Origin of the sequence: Azotobacter beijerinckii, from assembly GCF_900110885.1 — a bacterium.
GTDB lineage: Bacteria > Pseudomonadota > Gammaproteobacteria > Pseudomonadales > Pseudomonadaceae > Azotobacter > Azotobacter beijerinckii.
Map to the genome: position 1 here is coordinate 33329 of NZ_FOFJ01000017.1, position 16425 is coordinate 49753.

Here is a 16425-nt window from a genome sequence, read left to right on the forward strand (position 1 = left end):
TGTCAGCGCACTCGCTCTCTTCTGCCTTTATCTGAGCCTGGCGCCCGAAAAGACTCCCGAAATCATGGCACCCGTCAAAGTCGCGGTCTCCCGACAGACCTGGGCAACGCCTGTCGACAAGTCTTTCAATCTTTACGAGATGTCCCCGACACTGTTTCGAAGTGCCCTGCCCGATCGGGACAACCTTGAACTGCTGCAAAAGCTGAATACTCATACCGTGATCAGCTTTATCAAGAACGACGATAAAGCGTGGCTGGGCAACGCACCGATTCGACTCGTCAGTCTGCCGATGCACGCCGACCGAGTCAGCGACGACGACGTACTCCACGCATTGCGCCTCATACGAAAGGCCGAAACCCAAGGGCCGGTTCTGATCCATTGCAAACATGGAAACAATCGTACCGGCCTGATATCCGCCATGTACCGCATCGTGATCCAAGGCTGGAGCAAAGAGGAAGCCCTCGACGAAATGCAACATGGCGGTTTCGGCGATATCGAGGACATGACGGATGCAACGAACTATGTGAGAAGCGCCGATACCGACGGCATTCGTACTGCCCTGGCGCAGGGAAACGACTGCACCACGCAGGTGTCGACCTGTTACATCGGCTCATGGTTCACGCATGCTATTCATGGCTCGGATACTCCTGAGGAAATACCGGGCAAATAAGCCGAACACCAGCGGCCGGTTTTTCCACGCCCTCCGGCATCCAATGAATGCCGCCGACAGCAGTCCCCATGCGTGCGCAGAATCGATAAATAGCAAGGAGTCACGCAAGCCGAAAAACAACAAACGAGCCAAAGCCCAATCGGAGATTGAGATATGCGTATGGTGGACGGAGCAACGCTTAGCAAGGTTCCGGAAGTAACCCTGGCCTTTTGGGTTATAAAAATTCTCGCCACCACTCTCGGCGAAACCGGTGGCGATGCCGTCTCCATGTCAATGGATCTTGGCTACCTGGCAAGCACCGGCATATTCATGGCAATTTTCATGATTGCCGTAGCCATTCAAATCCGTGCAAAAGCATTTCATCCGGCCTTGTATTGGCTGACCATCATCGCCACTACCACCGTCGGCACAACGCTCGCAGACTTTACCGATCGCTCGCTGGACGTCGGTTATGCAGGCGGCTCGGCCATTTTGCTCGCGCTGCTGCTTTGCTCGCTGTTTATCTGGCATCGCACGCTCGGCTCGCTAGCCATAGGCACGATAAGCACACCACAATCGGAAATATTCTACTGGGTAACAATAATGTTGTCCCAAACGCTGGGAACAGCCCTGGGAGACTGGACCGCGGACACCGAGGGCCTTGGCTATGCGGTCAGCGCAATGATCTTCGGCTCGCTGCTGGCGATGGTCGCCGCCGCTTATTACAGATCGAAAATATCGCACACGGCATTGTTCTGGGCAGCCTTCATCCTCACCCGGCCGCTTGGCGCAGTCGTCGGCGACTTCCTCGACAAGCCTCTCAACCAAGGCGGCCTGGAACTCAGTCGGTATTCCGCCTCTGCCGCCCTCATATTGTCGATCCTGCTTCTGATCTTTACCCTCAAGCAAAAAGCGGCAAAGAGTGCCCATTGACTCTTAAAGTGCGGCCAACAAGTCATCCGCCTCGTTGACTGCGACGCCTGCGGAGTGGGAATCGAGGCCGGCATAACCGCCGAGCACGGCTCGGCGAAAGAACTGCTGGTTGATCCACTGCTCGACCAGCGCCTGTCGAGTTGCGCCGGTAAAGTCTTCCTCGGCGTTGCCGCAATGCCGTTGGCCGAACGGCAATCGACCGTACAGGTGAAAAGCCAGCTTGAGCTGATCGGTAGTCCAGCGGTTCGAACTCGTCGCTTTTCGCTCCTCGTCACGCCACCTCGAATACCACGCTCATCGGCCCGCTGCCGCTATGGCTGCGATACCGTACCGGCCCGTGGTAGACGAAGGGCGCGGCCTTGCCGTTTTCCAGTTTGTTCTCCCGCACGAACAGGTGGATGGAGAGGCCGAGTTTCTCGTGGTCGACGATTTCCCGGCCGCGCTTGCCCTCCGGAGTAGTCTTGTTCTGGCTCTGCCAATGAAAGGTTCGCTCGTCGATCCAGCGATCCAGATAGCGGTGCGCGTCGGCCTTGCCCTGTTTGTTCAGCGTGATCAGCAGCACATGGGCCTTGGCTTTCGGCAGGAACACATGTCCGGAATTCCAGTTGCCCGGATTGAACGCCTCGCCGAACAGCGCCGGAATCTCCTCGCGCAGCAGCCGCTGCCCAACCGCCAGTTGCAGCGGGTCGAGCACCGACTTGAGCCGTGCGAAGGTGCGTAGTTGCTCGGTCAATTCATCGTCGACCGCTATATCGGCGTAGTCGGGGTTGTTGGCGCGCAGGAGGTAGCTACCGTCCGCCGCCTTGTGGATCACCCGCAGCAGGTACTGGTTGTCTCCCGCTTCGTCCTGGCGCTCGATGGCCAGGGTGGCGCCGGTGATGGCACCGGCGCTGTTGGGATTGATCTGCTCCAGCAGCAGGTAGTCGCCGTCGCGGATGGGGTGCTTGCCGCCGTTCATCGAGTTGCCCGAGGCGCGGGCGATGAAGTGGCGTGCGGGGTCGAGGCGACCGAAGCCTTCGCCGAGCAGACGGTACTCCTCGCCATCCGCGCGGCCGGTCTTGAAGTGGCCGCAGGCGATTTTCAGGTTGGGGAAGTACGGCAGCTCGGTGCCCGTGCGCGGGACAACGGGCAAGGCGGCCACGGGCGCAGCTTGGGTGGACTGGCGCACCTCATAGGCCGCCAGGCGGTAGTCGACCAGCTCCTGCACCCATTCGGCGAAGCGCTCCCGGTCCTCTTCAGTCACCTGAAATAACGGCGCGAAGCGCTCATCTTGTGTCGTGAAGTAGCATTTTTCGCCGGCTTTGCGGTTCCCGCCAATCCAGGCATTGACCGGATTACTCGTCCAATAGCGCAGCCATTGCCGCTCCCGGCCGCTGGCCAGCTGCGCCTGCTCGGGCGGCAGGTCGGCGAGCAAGGGCCGGCGCCGCCGCAACACCTGCCAGGAGCGCTCCGCCAGCTCGGCGAGCACCGGCGCCTGGCGCCAGCCGTCCAGTTCCTGAAAGGCCTCCAGCAAGACCATCTTGAAACTCTTGGTCAGGACGGTGATTTCCAGCTCGCGCAGGAACGCCCGATGGGCCGCGAATAGCGCGCGCTCCGCTTCGTCGAGGTCGCCCATGCCCTCGACCAGAGAGAACCATTCGCCGTACTGCTGGCGCGCCTCTTTGAGGCTTGCCCCGGACCGGTAGAACTCGCTCAGCGTGGGACGCCGGCCCAGGCTTTCGCGCAGGGCCTGGTAGTCCGGCTGGAGGCTCTCGCCGTCCAGCGCCTTGAGGAAATCGATCAGTTGCAGGTCGTAGTTGACGAAGCAGCCGTCGGGCAACGCCAGCCGGCGCTCCTCGGCGGCGCGGGCGTATTCGGCCAGTTGCCGGTGGTTCATGCTCCGTCCCATCAGGGCCTGGGGCTTGTGCAGGAAGCTCTGGTGGTTGCCGATGAAGTCGAGCACCACCAGCTTGTCCTTGCCCGGCGCTTTACGTAGGCCGCGGCCCAGTTGCTGCAGGAAAAGAATCTTCGATTCGGTGGGGCGCAGCAGCATCACGGTGTCGATGGCCGGTAGGTCGACGCCTTCGTTGAACAGATCCACCGAAAAGATCGCCTGCAGGCAACCGTCGGCCAGTTGCGCCAGCGCCTCGCCCCGCGACAGCTCGGAACCGGCGTAAACCGCGCTCGCCGCAATCCCGTGCTTGCGGAACTGCTCGGCCATGAACTCGGCATGACGGACCGACACGCAGAACGCCAGGGTCTTGCGCTGGGCGTGTTGCCGCCAGCTTTTCAGGGCGTGGCGCGCACGGCCCAGGGTGGCGAGCTTGTGGGCCAACTGCTCGGGGTCGAAGCGGCCGTTGCGCCAGGGAATCTCCCGGTAGTCCACGTCCTCGTCGAAGATTCCGTAGTAGTGGAAGGGCACCAGCAGTTTGCTTTCGATACCGCGGAACAGATGGGTCTCGAACACCAAGTTGTCGTCGCACAGCGAGAGGATGTCCGAGCAGTCGGTGCGGTCCGGGGTCGCCGTCAGCCCGAGCAGAAAGGCCGGGACGAAGTGCTGGAGCAGGCGGCGATAGGTCGGCGCGGCGGCGTGGTGGAATTCGTCGACGACGATGTAATCGAAATGCTGCGCCGCAAAGCGCTCCAGATGCTCGGCGCGGCCGAGGGTCTGCACCGAGGCGCAGAGCACGTCCGCCTGGCTGTCGCGCTGCTGGCCGCGGTAGAAGCCGACCCGCCAGTCCGGGCGGATGCGTAGGAAGGTCTCCGCCGCCTGGTTGAGGATTTCCTCGCGGTGGGCGACGAACAGCACGCGCCGGGCACCGGCCTGGGCGGTGTCGAAGGCCGCCAGCCAGGTCTTGCCAAGACCGGTGGCGAGCACCACCAGGCCGCGCAGGAAGCCGTTCGCACGGGTTTGCGCCAGGGCTTTCAGGGCTTCGCGCTGCACCGCTGTCGGCTCCGGCAACGGCTCCACCTCCTGGCTACCCGGTGCGACAGCACGCGGCGGCGGAACGCGCCGCGCCTCGTAGGCGTCGATCCAGGCATGGCTCAGCGGCAGGGCGCGGGGCTGGGCGAACAGCTCTTCGAAACGGCTGCGCGCTTCGAGAAAGCCCGCATCGCCGGGATAGTCGATGCGGTAGTTCCACTCCAGCCCCTCCTGCAGCGCCTGCCGGCTGATGTTGCTGGAGCCGATGAAGGCCTGGCCGCGCAGGCGGCCTTGCTCGTCCTGGCCGGCGAACAGGTAGGCCTTCAGGTGGAAGCTGCCGCTGGCGCACTCAAAGATGCGCACCTGGGCGCCCTGCTCCTGCAGCAACATCAGCCGGCGCAAGGCGTCCGGGTCGGTGACGTCGAGGTAGTCGCTGGTGAGGATGCGCACGCGGGCCGCCGAACCGGGGTGGCCATCCCCGCCCGCACGCTCCAAGGCGGCGAGCAGGTCCGGCAGGAGCAGGCGCAGGCCGGTGCTTTTGACGAAGGCCACCGCCAGATCGATCTCGTCGGCACCGTGGATGGCGCGGCAGAGGTGCGGCAGGAAGGGATTGCCCTCGTCCCCGCTGACCAGGCGCGCCACCGGAGCCGCGGCGCGACGGATCAGGCCGTTGAGCCATTGCTCGCCTCGTTCCGGGCGCGCATCGGCGGTGCGCCAGCACTGGATATTCGCCACCTGCTCCAGCGGCGCCAACCAGGTACTCAAACGCGCTTCGTCGGCATCGGTGAAATATCGCCCCTGCTGCCCGCGCTCGCCCTGGCCGAGCTTGAAGCTGCAATAAAACACGCCGCCCGGCTTGAGCGCCCGCCACAGACGGGCCAGGGTCTCCGGCATCTCGGCCGGAGGCACATGCAGCAGGCTGGCGCAGGCCCAGATGCCGTCGTAGAGCGCCGTTTCCTCGACCTCGGCGAAGCGGCGCACGACCACCGGCTGGCCCAGGTACTCGCCGGCCAGCCGGGCCAGCGCCGGCGAAGCATCGAAGGCGGTGACCCGGTAACCGCGCGCGAGGAATGCCTTGGCATCGCGCCCCGAGCCGCAACCGGCGTCGAGGAGATGGCCGCCGGCGGGGATGGCGTCGAGAAAACGCCGGTGGAGTTCGCCCATCTCCAGCCCCACGGTTTCGGCGAAGAACTGCCGGGCCTGGGTCTCGTAGTAGCGGTGCGTGTCGCTCAAGGCTGTGCGTCCTTATCCATGGAGGGTTCAGCCGCCGCTCAAGTCCGGGTGCCGCGGCAGTCCGGGTAGTTCGAGCAACCCCAGAATTGCGTGCCGGCCTTGCTGCCGCGCTTGACCGTGCGCCGCACCATGGGCGCGCGGCAGAGCGGGCAATTCCGGGGCGTGGACGCCGACCGGCCCGACACGCCGGAGATCCAGTAGTCCAGGGTTTCGCCATCGATCAGAGTCAGCTTGCAGCTGGCGGCGAACTGCCGGGCGTCTTCGGTGAAATGCCCGGAGGTCACCACGAAGCCCCCCGCCGCGCCCTGCGCCGCCACCACCCCGTAGAGTTCGCGCACCACCTTGACGCCGACCTTGAGGGCGCGCCACTGCTTGCACTGCACCAGAAACCGCTTGCGGCCCTTGCGCAGGACGAGGTCGACGCCGCCGTCCGGTCCGGCGGCCCCGGTTTCCTCGACGGTATAGCCCTGGCGACGGAAAACCTCTCCGACCAGGCGCTCGAACTGCTGCCAGTCGATCCCATCCGCCGCCGCTCCCGGGTCGCTCAGCGCCTTGCGAAAGAGTTGGTTCTGCCGGCTGCGCCTGACCACGGAGACCAGCGCGCCGATGCCCAGCAGGCCGGGCAGCAGATACTGCCCGCCCCAGGCGGCGACCGTGACGAGCGGGTCCAGGGCGAGGTCGGGGTGGCGGGTCAGGTTCTGGACCAGCTTTTCCAGCTCCGCCAGACTGTCGAGGGTGGCCAGGCTGCCCAGCGTGGGCAGCGGCCCCTGCTCCGCCAGGGGATGCAGGAACCACCAGGCCGCGACGCCGGCAGGCAGGCTCAGCCACCAGGGCAGCCAGGCGCAGAACCGGATCAGGCCGGCAACGAACGAGCTTTTGCTTCGGGACAACGAGGGGCTCCTGTCGGGCAATGCTGCGCCGCTATTCAGGAGCCTTGCCAGGGGGAGCATGCGGATCGGGCGGACGGCGCGGCGGCTGTCCATCCTGCCGCCGGTTCCCTGGCAGGCGAGGCAAGCGCTGGACTGAATCACGGTCCGCGGGGATGGGGTGGAATCGGGCTGCAAGACTACTGCATTACCGCCACGGGCCACAAAGCCCCGCTACGCCCCGGCAAGCCGGAGCGCATCGCCCGGCTCCGCCATCTATTGCCGCAGCAGCCTCAGTTGCATCTCCAGCCGCTTGCTGCGTGCCCGTTCCGCGCGCAGTGCCGAGCGCAGCTCGCGGCACAGCTTCAACAGCCCTTGTGCTGCGCTGCGCAAGCGCACCAGGGAGGCCCTGGCCTCGTCGAGCGCCTCCTCCTGCTTGCCGATCCGCCGGCCCTGCAGCAACAGGCCCAGCGCGGACAGGGACAAGCTCCCCAGCAGCAACACGCTGCCCACATTCCCCAGCAGACCCATAACGTCCATCCCCTCTCCTCCGGCAGTACGTCTCATCGAATGACCGCGGCAAGATATGTAACTTTAAAAGACATATCTAGAATGTAGACTTATACAGGTAAAGTTTTCGCACGGATGGAGAGGCCATGAAACGCGAACAATCGACTGCCCAGGTGCGCTGGGACCTGGCATTGCGCTATCGGCTGATTGAAACGGTCGCCTGGTGGGAGGGGCGGCTGACCACGCAGCACCTGATGCAGAGCTTCGGCATCAGCCGGCAGCAGGCCTCCAAGGACATCAACGCCTACATCGCGGAGCATGCGCCCGAAAACCTTACATATGACCGGCAGCTCAAGGGCTACGTGCCCAGCGCGCAGTTCCAGCCGCGGTTCATCGACGACAGCGCCGACGCCTATCTGCACCTGCTGAACCAGAACCACGATCGTGCACCGCACGTCGAGGGCCTGGCCCTGGCCTATGCGCACACCGAAGTGCTGCGGGTGCCGGACCGCACGGTACGCGCCGAGGTGCTGCGGCCGCTGCTCAAGGCCTGTCGCGAGGGGCTGCGCCTGGAAATCGGCTACGTCTCCCTGGCCAACCCGCAGCCGGAAGGGCGCCTGATCGCGCCCCACACGCTGGTCTACACCGGGATGCGCTGGCACGTGCGCGCCTACTGCGAGAAGAACCGCGCCTACCGGGACTTCGTGCTGAGCCGCCTGCGCGGCGTGCCGGAACTGCTGGAGGCCTCGGCACACGGCCGCGCCCAAGACGAGGGCTGGAATGCCGAGGTGACCCTCCGGATCGAGCCGGACCCGCGCCTCAGCGCGGAGCAGCGGGCGATCATCGAGACCGACTACGGCATGCGCGCCGGGCATCTGGCGGTGGCCAGCCGCGGTGCCCTGGTGCAGTACGTGCTGCAGCGCTTCCAGATCGACACCACCAAGATCGAGCCGAAGGCCGCCGCCCAGCAGATCGTGGTGGCCAACCTGGAGGAACTGGAGCGTTGGCTCTACAGGTGAGCGATCCATCCCGGTTGGTATCGCGCCCTGTAAGCCATTGCCCACGAATATGGTAAGCAGGAAATGATCGGAGTCCTTTTCATACCGTACTGGCATAACGCCAACTCGTTGAAAGGCTGGCAGCATCCGCTTTTTCCGGCGCCCGGAAGCGCGCTCGGCGGGTATTTCCGACCGATTGCCCTGCTCGGGCAGGTCATTAATATCGCTCCCACGTCGACGGATCGACACAGGCCGTCAAGGATGACGGTCAGGGACATCGCAGGACGACGATTCATCAGGATGATGAACACAGGGAGTGCGAAACAAGCGAGGAGGCAGGGGGTGACCCCGCGCCTCCTTTGTTTTGTCCGCGAACAAGCAGGCCCGGCCATCGACCGCCAGCCGGGTGCCGTCCTTGGCGGAAGGACACCTGCCGGCACAAACGCCGCGCGGCCGGCACCCCACGTGTCCCCGACCACCAGCCGCTCCGGACGTCGCGATACCCACTCCCCGCGATCGGAGTGGCATCCAGGATTTACCGGAATGCGCGGAAGGCCCCGTACTTTTAGTGCGGGGATGGATAGCGCGGGGCGCGCTTAGCGCCCCCTATAGCGGCCTCGTCTGCTGTTCGATGTATTGCTTAACAACCGAAAGCGGCGCTCCGCCTACGCATCCAGCGAAATAGCTGGGGCTCCATAGCGCGTTGCTCCGGTATGCCGGCGCGATCAGCTCAGGGTGGAGCTGCTTCATTCGACGACTGGAGGCACCCTTCAAGCTGTTCACCAGCTTCGAGAGAGCCACCTTCGGCGGATAGTTCACCAGGAGATGAACATGGTCCGTCTCGCCATTGAACTCACGCAGCTCAACCTCGAAGTCTTGGCAAACCTTTCGGAACAGGTTTTCCAGCGTCTCAAGATGCTCAGACGAAAACACACGCCCTCGGCACTTGGTAACAAAGACCAAATGGGCGTGCAGCTCGAAAATGCAGTGTCTTCCTGTGCGAATTGCTGTGTCTTCTTTCATGGACCAAATATACTTGACGGCATGAAACAGACCAAGACCCTACAAGTTCGCGTTCGGGACAAGCATGCTCCGCTGCTCCGGCAGATGGCCCGCAGCGTCAACTTCGTCTGGAACTATCTGAACGAACTCAGCCAGCGCTCGATCCGTGAGCGTGGAGTCTTTCTGTCGGCCTACGACATGGATCGGTACACCAAGGGGGCTGGCAAGGAGCTGGCCCTTCACTCCCAGACTCTGCAAGAAGTATCGCGCGAGTATGTGACCCGCAGGGTCCAGTTCAAACGCAACCGGCTAGCCTGGCGCAAGTCCGGTGGCGCTCGTCGCTCCCTTGGCTGGACTCCATTTAAGGCCGGCGCGGCCAGTTGGAAAAACGGTCAGGTCTACCACAACGGCCACTACTTCAAGGTCTGGGATAGCTACGGCCTGAGCCAATACCCGTTCCGCTCGGGCAGTTTCAGTGAGGATGGCCGGGGCCGCTGGTACTTCAATGTCGTCGTCGAGGTCGATGTTGCCGTGCCGCTCGGCCAGGACGCCATCGGCATAGACTTAGGGCTGAAGGACGTAGCGACCTGTAGCGATGGCACCAGGCTGGAGAACAGCCGCTTTTATGGCGGCATGGAGGACAAGCTGGCAACTGCCCAGCGCGCCCACAGGAACTCCCGCGTCCGAGCGATTCATGCCAAGATCGCCAATCGCCGCAAGGATGCCTTACACAAGTTCAGCCGGTCGCTGGTGAACCGGCACGGCACGATCATCGTGGGCGACGTAAGCTCCGCGAAACTCGCCCAAACCAGGATGGCCAAGTCGGTACTGGATGCCGGCTGGGGCCAATTGAAAACGATGCTGGCCTACAAATGCGCTCACGCAGGCATCGTGTTCAAGGAAGTGGGTGAGGCGTACACCACCCGTACCTGTTCATCCTGCGGATCGCTCAGCGGCCCGCAGGGTGTCAACGGACTACGAATAAGGGAATGGACCTGCAGTGCGTGTGATGTCACGCACGACCGCGACGTGAACGCGGCCAGGAACATTCTCGCGGCCGGGCATGGCCGTCCAGGAGTGGGAATCCACGGCCTTTAGGCCGGGGAGGATGTCAAGCTAACCTCCATAGGCTTTGGCAATTCACGATCTGGTGCCGCCCTGGCAGGAATGACATCATTCGGGACAGACGTCGGCGCATCGAACAGCCCATGTGGCACGCCGACCTGCCGGAATGCTACAGCCTGCAAGGATCTGGCTTGAAAAGACCGCACTTTTTCCGCCTTCCTCGCCTTGCGGTTCTGCTCTGCGGGCTGCTGCTCGCCCCCCTCGCCAGCGCCGCCCCGCTGCAGTTCGCACTGGTCGCCAAGCGGGTGGACCACCGTTTCTTCATCCTGGCCGCCGAGGGCTGTGCCGAGGCCGCCCAGGCCCAGGGCGATAGCTGCCTGTTGCTGGGCGCTGCGGGGCCGACGCATTTCCGCCGACAGAACGAGGCCCTGAAAGCGGCCTTCGAGAGGGGGCTGGACGGTATCGCCCTGTCGGTGACCCATTCGAAGTGGCTGGCCGATCATGCCCTGCAACGGGCCGGCAAGACGCCACTGATCACCTTCGACTCGGACCTCGGGCCCGCCGAGCAGCCGCTGCGCAAGGGCTACGTCGGGCTCGACAACCTGCTCTTCGGCCAGCAGTTGGGCATGCTCGCCCAGCGCTTCAGGCCGCAGGGCGGAAGGCTGTGCATCCTGAGCGGCAGACCGCAGGACACCAACCTCTCGGAACGCATCCGGGGCATCCGCCAGCAGCTGCGCGGCGAGCCGGCCGCGAACGAAGCAGGCGACCGGCTGAGCGGAGAACATGGCTGGAGCGAACCGCCCCGCTGTCCGCTGTACGACACCGACGATCAGCAGAACGCGCTGCTCAAGCTCGCCACCCTGATGGACGCCGGCGAAGCCGACGTCATCATCAGCACCGGCAGTTGGCCGATCCACCAGGCCGACACCTATCGCGGGCAACTCGGCCCGCTGCTCGCCAGGCTCGACAAGCAAGGCGGTCGCCCAGCGACCATCATCGCCACCCCCGAACCCAACGCGGCGCAGCTCGCGCTGCTCGACGACGGGCTGGTACAGGCCTATCTCAGCATGGAAAGCCGCGAGATCGGCCGGCAGAGCTATTGGATGATGAAACGCCTGGCGCAGGGCCTGCCCGTCGCCGAGCGGGTTCTCGTCGAGAGCCACGTCTACCTGCCCGGAGCCGCGCCGGCGAACCCCTGAAGCCGCTCAGACCTGCAACTGCCGGCTGCACTCGGCAAGGCTGCGCAGGTCGGCCTCCAGGTGGCGGGGAATGTAGTCGCGTAGGAACTCCACCCAGGTGCGGATCTTCGCATCCAGGTACTGCCGCGACGGGTACAGCGCAAAGACCCCGAGCGGATAGAGGGTGTACTCCGGCAGCACGCGCACCAGACTGCCGTTCTGCAGGCTTTCCAGTGCCGAATAGACCGGCAGGGCGCCGACCCCCATGCCGGCCTTGAGCGCCACGGTCATGGCGTCGACGGTGTTGACCTGGAAATGGGTATGGCTGACGCTCACCAGCTCCTGGCCGTCGGGGCCGTCGAGCAGCCACTTGTCGAGGCTCATCACCGGATAGACCAGGCGCAGGCAGCGATGTCCGGCCAGGTCGGCGGGCTCGCGCGGCAGTCCGCGGCGGGCGAGGTAGGCCGGCGAGGCGCAGAGCACGCTGTAGATCTTGCCGAGCTGCTTGGAGATGAACCCGGAGTCCGGCAGCTCCGGGGCGGTCACCACCGAGATGTCATAGCCCTCGTCGAGGATGTCGGTGGTGCGGTTGGCCAGGGTCAGGTCGAAGCTGACCTCCGGGTACTGCTCGCTGTATTCGGCGACGGCCTTGATCAGGTAGTGGTGGCCGATGCCGGTCACCGCATGGACCTTCAGGTTGCCGGCGGGGTTCGCGTGGGCCTGGCCGGCCTCGGCCTCGGCCTCGGCGATGTAGCCGAGGATCTGCTCGCAGCGCTGCAGGTAGCGCTGGCCGGCCTCGGTGAGGGCGATGCGCCGGGTGGTGCGGTGCAGCAGGCGGGTGCGCAGGTGCCCCTCCAGGGTGGCGACCGCCCGCGAAACGTAGGAAGTGGTCAGGTCGAGGCGGGTCGCAGCCGCAGTGAAGCTGCCGGTTTCCGCCACGCAGACGAAGATGCGCATGTGGGAGAGAATGTCCATCGATCGCTGTTCCACTGGATGACGAGGGGCCGGACGCGACAGGAATGCGCCGCCAGCCGCTCACGGGCAGGCAGTCTGCCAAGGATTATGGCCTTTTAGTACAAAATCAATCATCTAACAGTCGCCTTACTCTCTTGCCCATCCCCTCTTAAAATTGACCTGACTCAAAGCTTCTCCCTCCTCCCGCAACATCAGGATCACTACAGTGCACCGCAACCTGTGGTCGGGCTTCTGTCTGTCCAGTCTGCTCGCTGTGTTCTCGACGCTTTCCGGCTGTATCGACAGTCGCGGCATCATCCCCCAGGCCCTGCGTTTCGACGACGCGAAGCTGACCACCGACCAGACGATCCGCAAGGCCGACAGGACGGTGGAATGGCCGCGCGATCAGTGGTGGCAGGCCTACGGCGACCCGCAACTGAACGCCTGGGTCGAAATGGCCCTGGCCGGCAGCCCCAACCTGGCCATGGCGGCCGCGCGGCTGCGCCAGGCCCTGGCGCTGGCCGGGGTCGCCGAGTCGGAGCATGCGCCGCAGGTAAAACTCGATGCCTCGGTGCAACGCAAGCACTGGCCGGCTGACCGCTACTTCTACGGCCCCGGCGTGCTCGGCGACACCACCGGCTGGAACAATACCACCGCGCTGGGCATGAACTACGACCTCGACCTCTGGGGCCGCCTGCGCAGCGACACCGAACGGGCCCTGAGCCTCGCCGAGGTGGCGGCGACCGAGGAGCGCGCCGCGGCGCTGGAGCTGCAGAACAACGTGGTCGCCGCCTACATCCAGCTGGCCCTGCACCATGCCCGGCTGGACATCGCCGAGGCCGAACTCAAGCAGCGCGAACAACTGCTGGAGCTGGCCCGCGAACGCCTGGCGATCGGCATCGGCACCCAGCTGGAGATCAGCGAGGCCGAAGCGCCGCTGCCGGAAGCCCACCGCCAGATCGACCTGATCGAAGAGGAGATCGCCCTGACCCGCAACCAGTTGGCCGCCCTGGCCGGCAAGGGGCCGGGCGAAGGGGCACGGCTCGAACGGCCGAAGCTGTCGCTGCACGGCGAGCCGGCCCTGCCCTCGAACCTGCCGCTGGAGCTGCTCGGCCGCCGCCCGGACGTGGTCGCCCGGCGCTGGCAGGTGGCCGCCGAGGCGCGCGGCATCGAGGTCGCCAAGGCGGATTTCTATCCCAACGTCAACCTGGTCGCCTTCCTCGGCGCGAGTTCGACGACCGGCGATATGCTGAATTTCCTGACCAACGGCAGCAAACTGACCTACGGCATCGGCCCGACCCTGAGCCTGCCGGTGTTCGACGGCGGGCGCCGGCGCGGCAAGCTCAGCGAAGCCACCGCGGCCTACGACCTGGCCGTCGAGCAGTACAACCAGACCCTGGTGGAGGCGCTCAAGGGCGTGTCCGACCAGTTGATTCGCCTGCATTCGCTGCACGAGCAGGAGATCTTCGTCGGCCACGGCCTGGAGACCGCCGAACGCCGCTACCAGCTGGCCGAGGAGGCCTACCGCCGCGGCCTGACCGACTACCGCTCGGTGCTCGAGGCGCAGAGCCAGCTGTTCGATCAGCAGTTCCTCGAACAGCAGATACACGCCGCCCACCTGACCGCCCAGGCCGACCTCTGGGTGGAGCTCGGCGGCGGCGCGCTGACGGACGACAGCGGCCCCGCCGCCGAGCAGCTGGACGCTCACAAGACTACCCTGCACCTCCCCGGTCGCCACTGAGGAATCCCCATGAAAACCGTGGCCGATGCACCGGTCGGCGCCTTCCGCCGTGCCCTGGGCGACTGGGCACTGAGCGAGGGCATGACCTGGGTATTCGTGTTCAAGGCCCTGCTCACCGCCTTCGTCGCCCTCTGGCTGGCCTATCGCCTGGAACTGCCGCAGCCCAGCACCGTGCTGGCCACGGTGTTCATCGTCATGCAGCGGCAAAGCGGCGAGGTGCTGGCCAAGAGCTTCTACCGGATCATCGGCACCCTGCTGGGCCTGGTGGTGATGGTCACCCTGATCGCCCTGTTCAACCAGGAGCGCGTGCTGTTTTTGCTCTGCCTGGCGATCTGGGTCGGCCTGTGCACCGCCGGCGCGGCGCGCTACCGGGACTTTCGCGGCTACGCCTGCGTGCTCTCCGGCTACACCGCGGTGATGATCGGCCTGCCGGCCACCTTCAACCCGGACGGCGCCTTCATGCAGGCCCTGTGGCGGGTGCTGGAGATCTCCGTGGGGATTCTCTGCACCGGCCTGGTGATGGGCCTGATCCTCCCGCAGACCAGCGGTGCTACCTTGCGCGCCACCCTCGCCACGCGCTTTCGCGACTTCGCCGGATTCGCCTGCGCGGGCCTGGCCGGCGAACTCGAGCCGCAGCGCATGGAGCAGCTCAGCGCGCGCTTCGCCGCCCAGGCGGTGGCCCTGGAGAACCTGCGCAACGCCAGCGCCTTCGAAGACCCCAACATCCGCCTGCGCAGCGGCCGCCTGGCGCGCCTGAACAACGAGTTCATGGTCCTCTCGACCCGTTTCCACGCCCTCTACCAGTTGCTCCAGCGCCTCCAGGGCGAGGCCGGCGGCCACGTGCTGGAGGCGCTGCAGCCGTGCCTGGCGCAGCTCGGCGCGGAACTCGCGCCGCTCGCCGAGCGCCTGTACAGCGAGGGCGACGCGACGAGCCTGGCTCAGGGCCTGCAGATCAGCCAGCAGGCGCTGATGCAGCGCATCCGCGACGGCCGCCAGCAGCTCGTCGAACGGCAGGCCGACGAAGCGCGGCTGACCGACTTCAACACCGCCGCCGAGCTGCTGTTCCGCTTCGCCAACGACCTCCACGGCTACGCCCAGACCCAGGCCTCGCTGGCCGACCAGCACCATGCCCGGGAAAGCTGGAAGGGCAGCTTCACCCCCCGGGCCAACGGCCTGGCCGCGGCGGTGGCGGGCATCCGCTGCGCCCTGCTGATCCTCGCGCTCAGCGCGTTCTGGCTGGCCAGCTCGTGGCCCAGCGGCAGCACCTTCGTGCTCACCGCCGGGCTGGTCTCGGCGCTCAGTTCGACCTCGGCCAACCCCGCGCGCCTGAGCCGGCAGTTGCTGGTCGGCGCGACCGGCAGCGCGGTGGCCGGCTTCGTCCTGCAGTTCTGGATCTTCCCCTGGCTGGACGGCTTCGCCCTGCTCTATGCCTCGCTGGTGCCGGTGATCGCCTTCGGCGCCTTCCTCCTCGCCCGTCCGCAGACCCTCGGCTACGGCGTCGGCCTGCTGATCTGGTTCTGCATGCTCGCCCTGCCGGCCAACCAGACCCACTACCTGCCCTACCACTTCTTCAACGAATACCTGGCGATACTCGCCTCCATGGGCCTGGTGGTGGTGTCCATGCTGATCCTGCCGCCCGACCGCCCCTGGCTGTGGCGGCGCCTCGAGCAGGATCTGCGGATGCGCGTGGTGTTCGCCGTCAGCGGCAAGCTCAAGGGGCTGGTCGACGGCTTCGAGAGCGGCACCCACGACCTTCTCAACCAGGCCTACGGTCTGGCGGCACGCCGCCCGGACGTGCAGCGCCAGCTGCTGCGCTGGATGTTCGCGGTGCTGGAGATCGGCCATGCGGTGATCGAGCTGCGCCAGGAACAGGCCGCCCTGCCGGACGAACCCTGTTATGCCGAGGACACCCCCTGGCAGCTCGGCGTCCGGGCGCTCGGCCGCGCGCTGGTGCGCCTGTTCATCCAGCCCGACGAGGCCAACCGGCAGCGCGCCCTGGCCGCGGTCGAGCAGGCCATCCAGGCGGTGCGCGACACCCCCGAGCTGCGTCCGCCGCAGTTTGACAGCTCGCCGCTGCGCCGGGTACTCAGCTACCTGCACTTCATCCGCAGCTCGCTGCTCGATCCCAATTCGCCGCTGGCCGAGGGCTCCGCCAGCCTCGCCGGGAGAGTCGTCCATGCCCCGTGAAATCGCCCTGTTCGGCGTCTACATGCCGAGCCTGACCCTGCTGTTCCTGGCCACCCTGGCCGGCAGCTGGGCCCTCGACCGGCTGCTCGCCTGGTTCGGCCTCTACCGCCATGCCTGGCACCCGACCCTGCTGCGCATGAGCCTGTTCACCTGCCTGTACGGGCTGATCGCCCTGTACATCTACCGCTGACCGCCCCACATAGGCCC

At 65.6% G+C, this 16425-nt stretch carries 14 protein-coding genes; 8 read left to right on the plus strand and 6 right to left on the minus strand.

What is annotated here, in order from left to right; all coding sequences use genetic code 11:
* Window positions 1-64 precede the first annotated feature (64 nt).
* Window positions 65-670 (plus strand): dual specificity protein phosphatase family protein, encoded by a 606-nt coding sequence (locus BMY22_RS10730; RefSeq protein WP_170849312.1) that lies wholly within the window; start codon window positions 65-67, stop codon window positions 668-670.
* A 153-nt stretch (window positions 671-823) separates the two neighbouring features.
* Entirely contained in the window at window positions 824-1582 is a 759-nt protein-coding gene (locus BMY22_RS10735; protein ID WP_090621851.1) for a COG4705 family protein, read from the plus strand.
* Window positions 1583-1585: 3 nt separating this feature from the next.
* Here the strand turns inward: BMY22_RS10735 and BMY22_RS10740 are convergent, their stop codons facing one another.
* The 4 genes from BMY22_RS10740 to BMY22_RS10755 form a co-directional block, all read right to left on the minus strand.
* Entirely contained in the window at window positions 1586-1777 is a 192-nt protein-coding gene (locus BMY22_RS10740; protein WP_090621852.1) for a hypothetical protein, read from the minus strand.
* A gap of 76 nt (window positions 1778-1853) precedes the next feature.
* Window positions 1854-5717: a DUF3427 domain-containing protein gene (locus BMY22_RS10745; protein ID WP_090621854.1), complete on the minus strand. Its 3864-nt coding sequence runs from the start codon at window positions 5715-5717 to the stop codon at window positions 1854-1856.
* Between the two features lie 38 nt (window positions 5718-5755).
* The gene (locus BMY22_RS10750; protein WP_244158849.1) at window positions 5756-6607 is read right to left on the minus strand and encodes a restriction endonuclease; all 852 of its coding nucleotides are present in this window, start codon (window positions 6605-6607) and stop codon (window positions 5756-5758) included.
* Window positions 6608-6859: 252 nt separating this feature from the next.
* On the minus strand, window positions 6860-7123 hold the full coding sequence (locus BMY22_RS10755; RefSeq protein ID WP_139211282.1) for a hypothetical protein: 264 nt from the start codon (window positions 7121-7123) through the stop codon (window positions 6860-6862).
* A gap of 116 nt (window positions 7124-7239) precedes the next feature.
* On the opposite strand from BMY22_RS10755, the gene BMY22_RS10760 reads away from it, so the two are divergent.
* Window positions 7240-8112: a helix-turn-helix transcriptional regulator gene (locus BMY22_RS10760; RefSeq protein ID WP_090621857.1), complete on the plus strand. Its 873-nt coding sequence runs from the start codon at window positions 7240-7242 to the stop codon at window positions 8110-8112.
* Between the two features lie 585 nt (window positions 8113-8697).
* Here BMY22_RS10760 and tnpA read toward each other — a convergent pair.
* The gene (gene tnpA / locus BMY22_RS10765; RefSeq protein WP_090621859.1) at window positions 8698-9114 is read right to left on the minus strand and encodes an IS200/IS605 family transposase; all 417 of its coding nucleotides are present in this window, start codon (window positions 9112-9114) and stop codon (window positions 8698-8700) included.
* 21 nt (window positions 9115-9135) lie between these two features.
* On the opposite strand from tnpA, the gene BMY22_RS10770 reads away from it, so the two are divergent.
* Both BMY22_RS10770 and BMY22_RS10775 read left to right on the plus strand, forming a co-directional pair.
* Window positions 9136-10191 (plus strand): RNA-guided endonuclease InsQ/TnpB family protein, encoded by a 1056-nt coding sequence (locus BMY22_RS10770; RefSeq protein WP_090621861.1) that lies wholly within the window; start codon window positions 9136-9138, stop codon window positions 10189-10191.
* Window positions 10192-10349: 158 nt separating this feature from the next.
* Entirely contained in the window at window positions 10350-11357 is a 1008-nt protein-coding gene (locus BMY22_RS10775; protein ID WP_244158850.1) for a substrate-binding domain-containing protein, read from the plus strand.
* Between the two features lie 6 nt (window positions 11358-11363).
* Here BMY22_RS10775 and BMY22_RS10780 read toward each other — a convergent pair whose 3' ends face one another.
* Complete coding sequence (locus BMY22_RS10780; RefSeq protein ID WP_090621864.1) at window positions 11364-12311, minus strand: LysR family transcriptional regulator; 948 nt, start codon at window positions 12309-12311, stop codon at window positions 11364-11366.
* Window positions 12312-12516: 205 nt separating this feature from the next.
* Here BMY22_RS10780 and BMY22_RS10785 point away from each other — a divergent pair, with 205 nt between their 5' ends.
* The 3 genes from BMY22_RS10785 to BMY22_RS10795 are packed head-to-tail and all read left to right on the plus strand — an operon-like array spanning window position 12517 to window position 16408.
* Window positions 12517-14031 (plus strand): efflux transporter outer membrane subunit, encoded by a 1515-nt coding sequence (locus BMY22_RS10785; protein ID WP_090621865.1) that lies wholly within the window; start codon window positions 12517-12519, stop codon window positions 14029-14031.
* Window positions 14032-14040: 9 nt separating this feature from the next.
* Window positions 14041-16218 carry an FUSC family protein gene (locus BMY22_RS10790; RefSeq protein WP_090621867.1) on the plus strand — a complete coding sequence of 726 codons (2178 nt, stop codon included), beginning with the start codon at window positions 14041-14043 and terminating at the stop codon, window positions 16216-16218.
* Entirely contained in the window at window positions 16208-16408 is a 201-nt protein-coding gene (locus BMY22_RS10795; protein WP_090621868.1) for a DUF1656 domain-containing protein, read from the plus strand. Before BMY22_RS10790 ends, BMY22_RS10795 begins: the two co-directional genes overlap by 11 nt.
* Window positions 16409-16425: the final 17 nt, after the last annotated feature.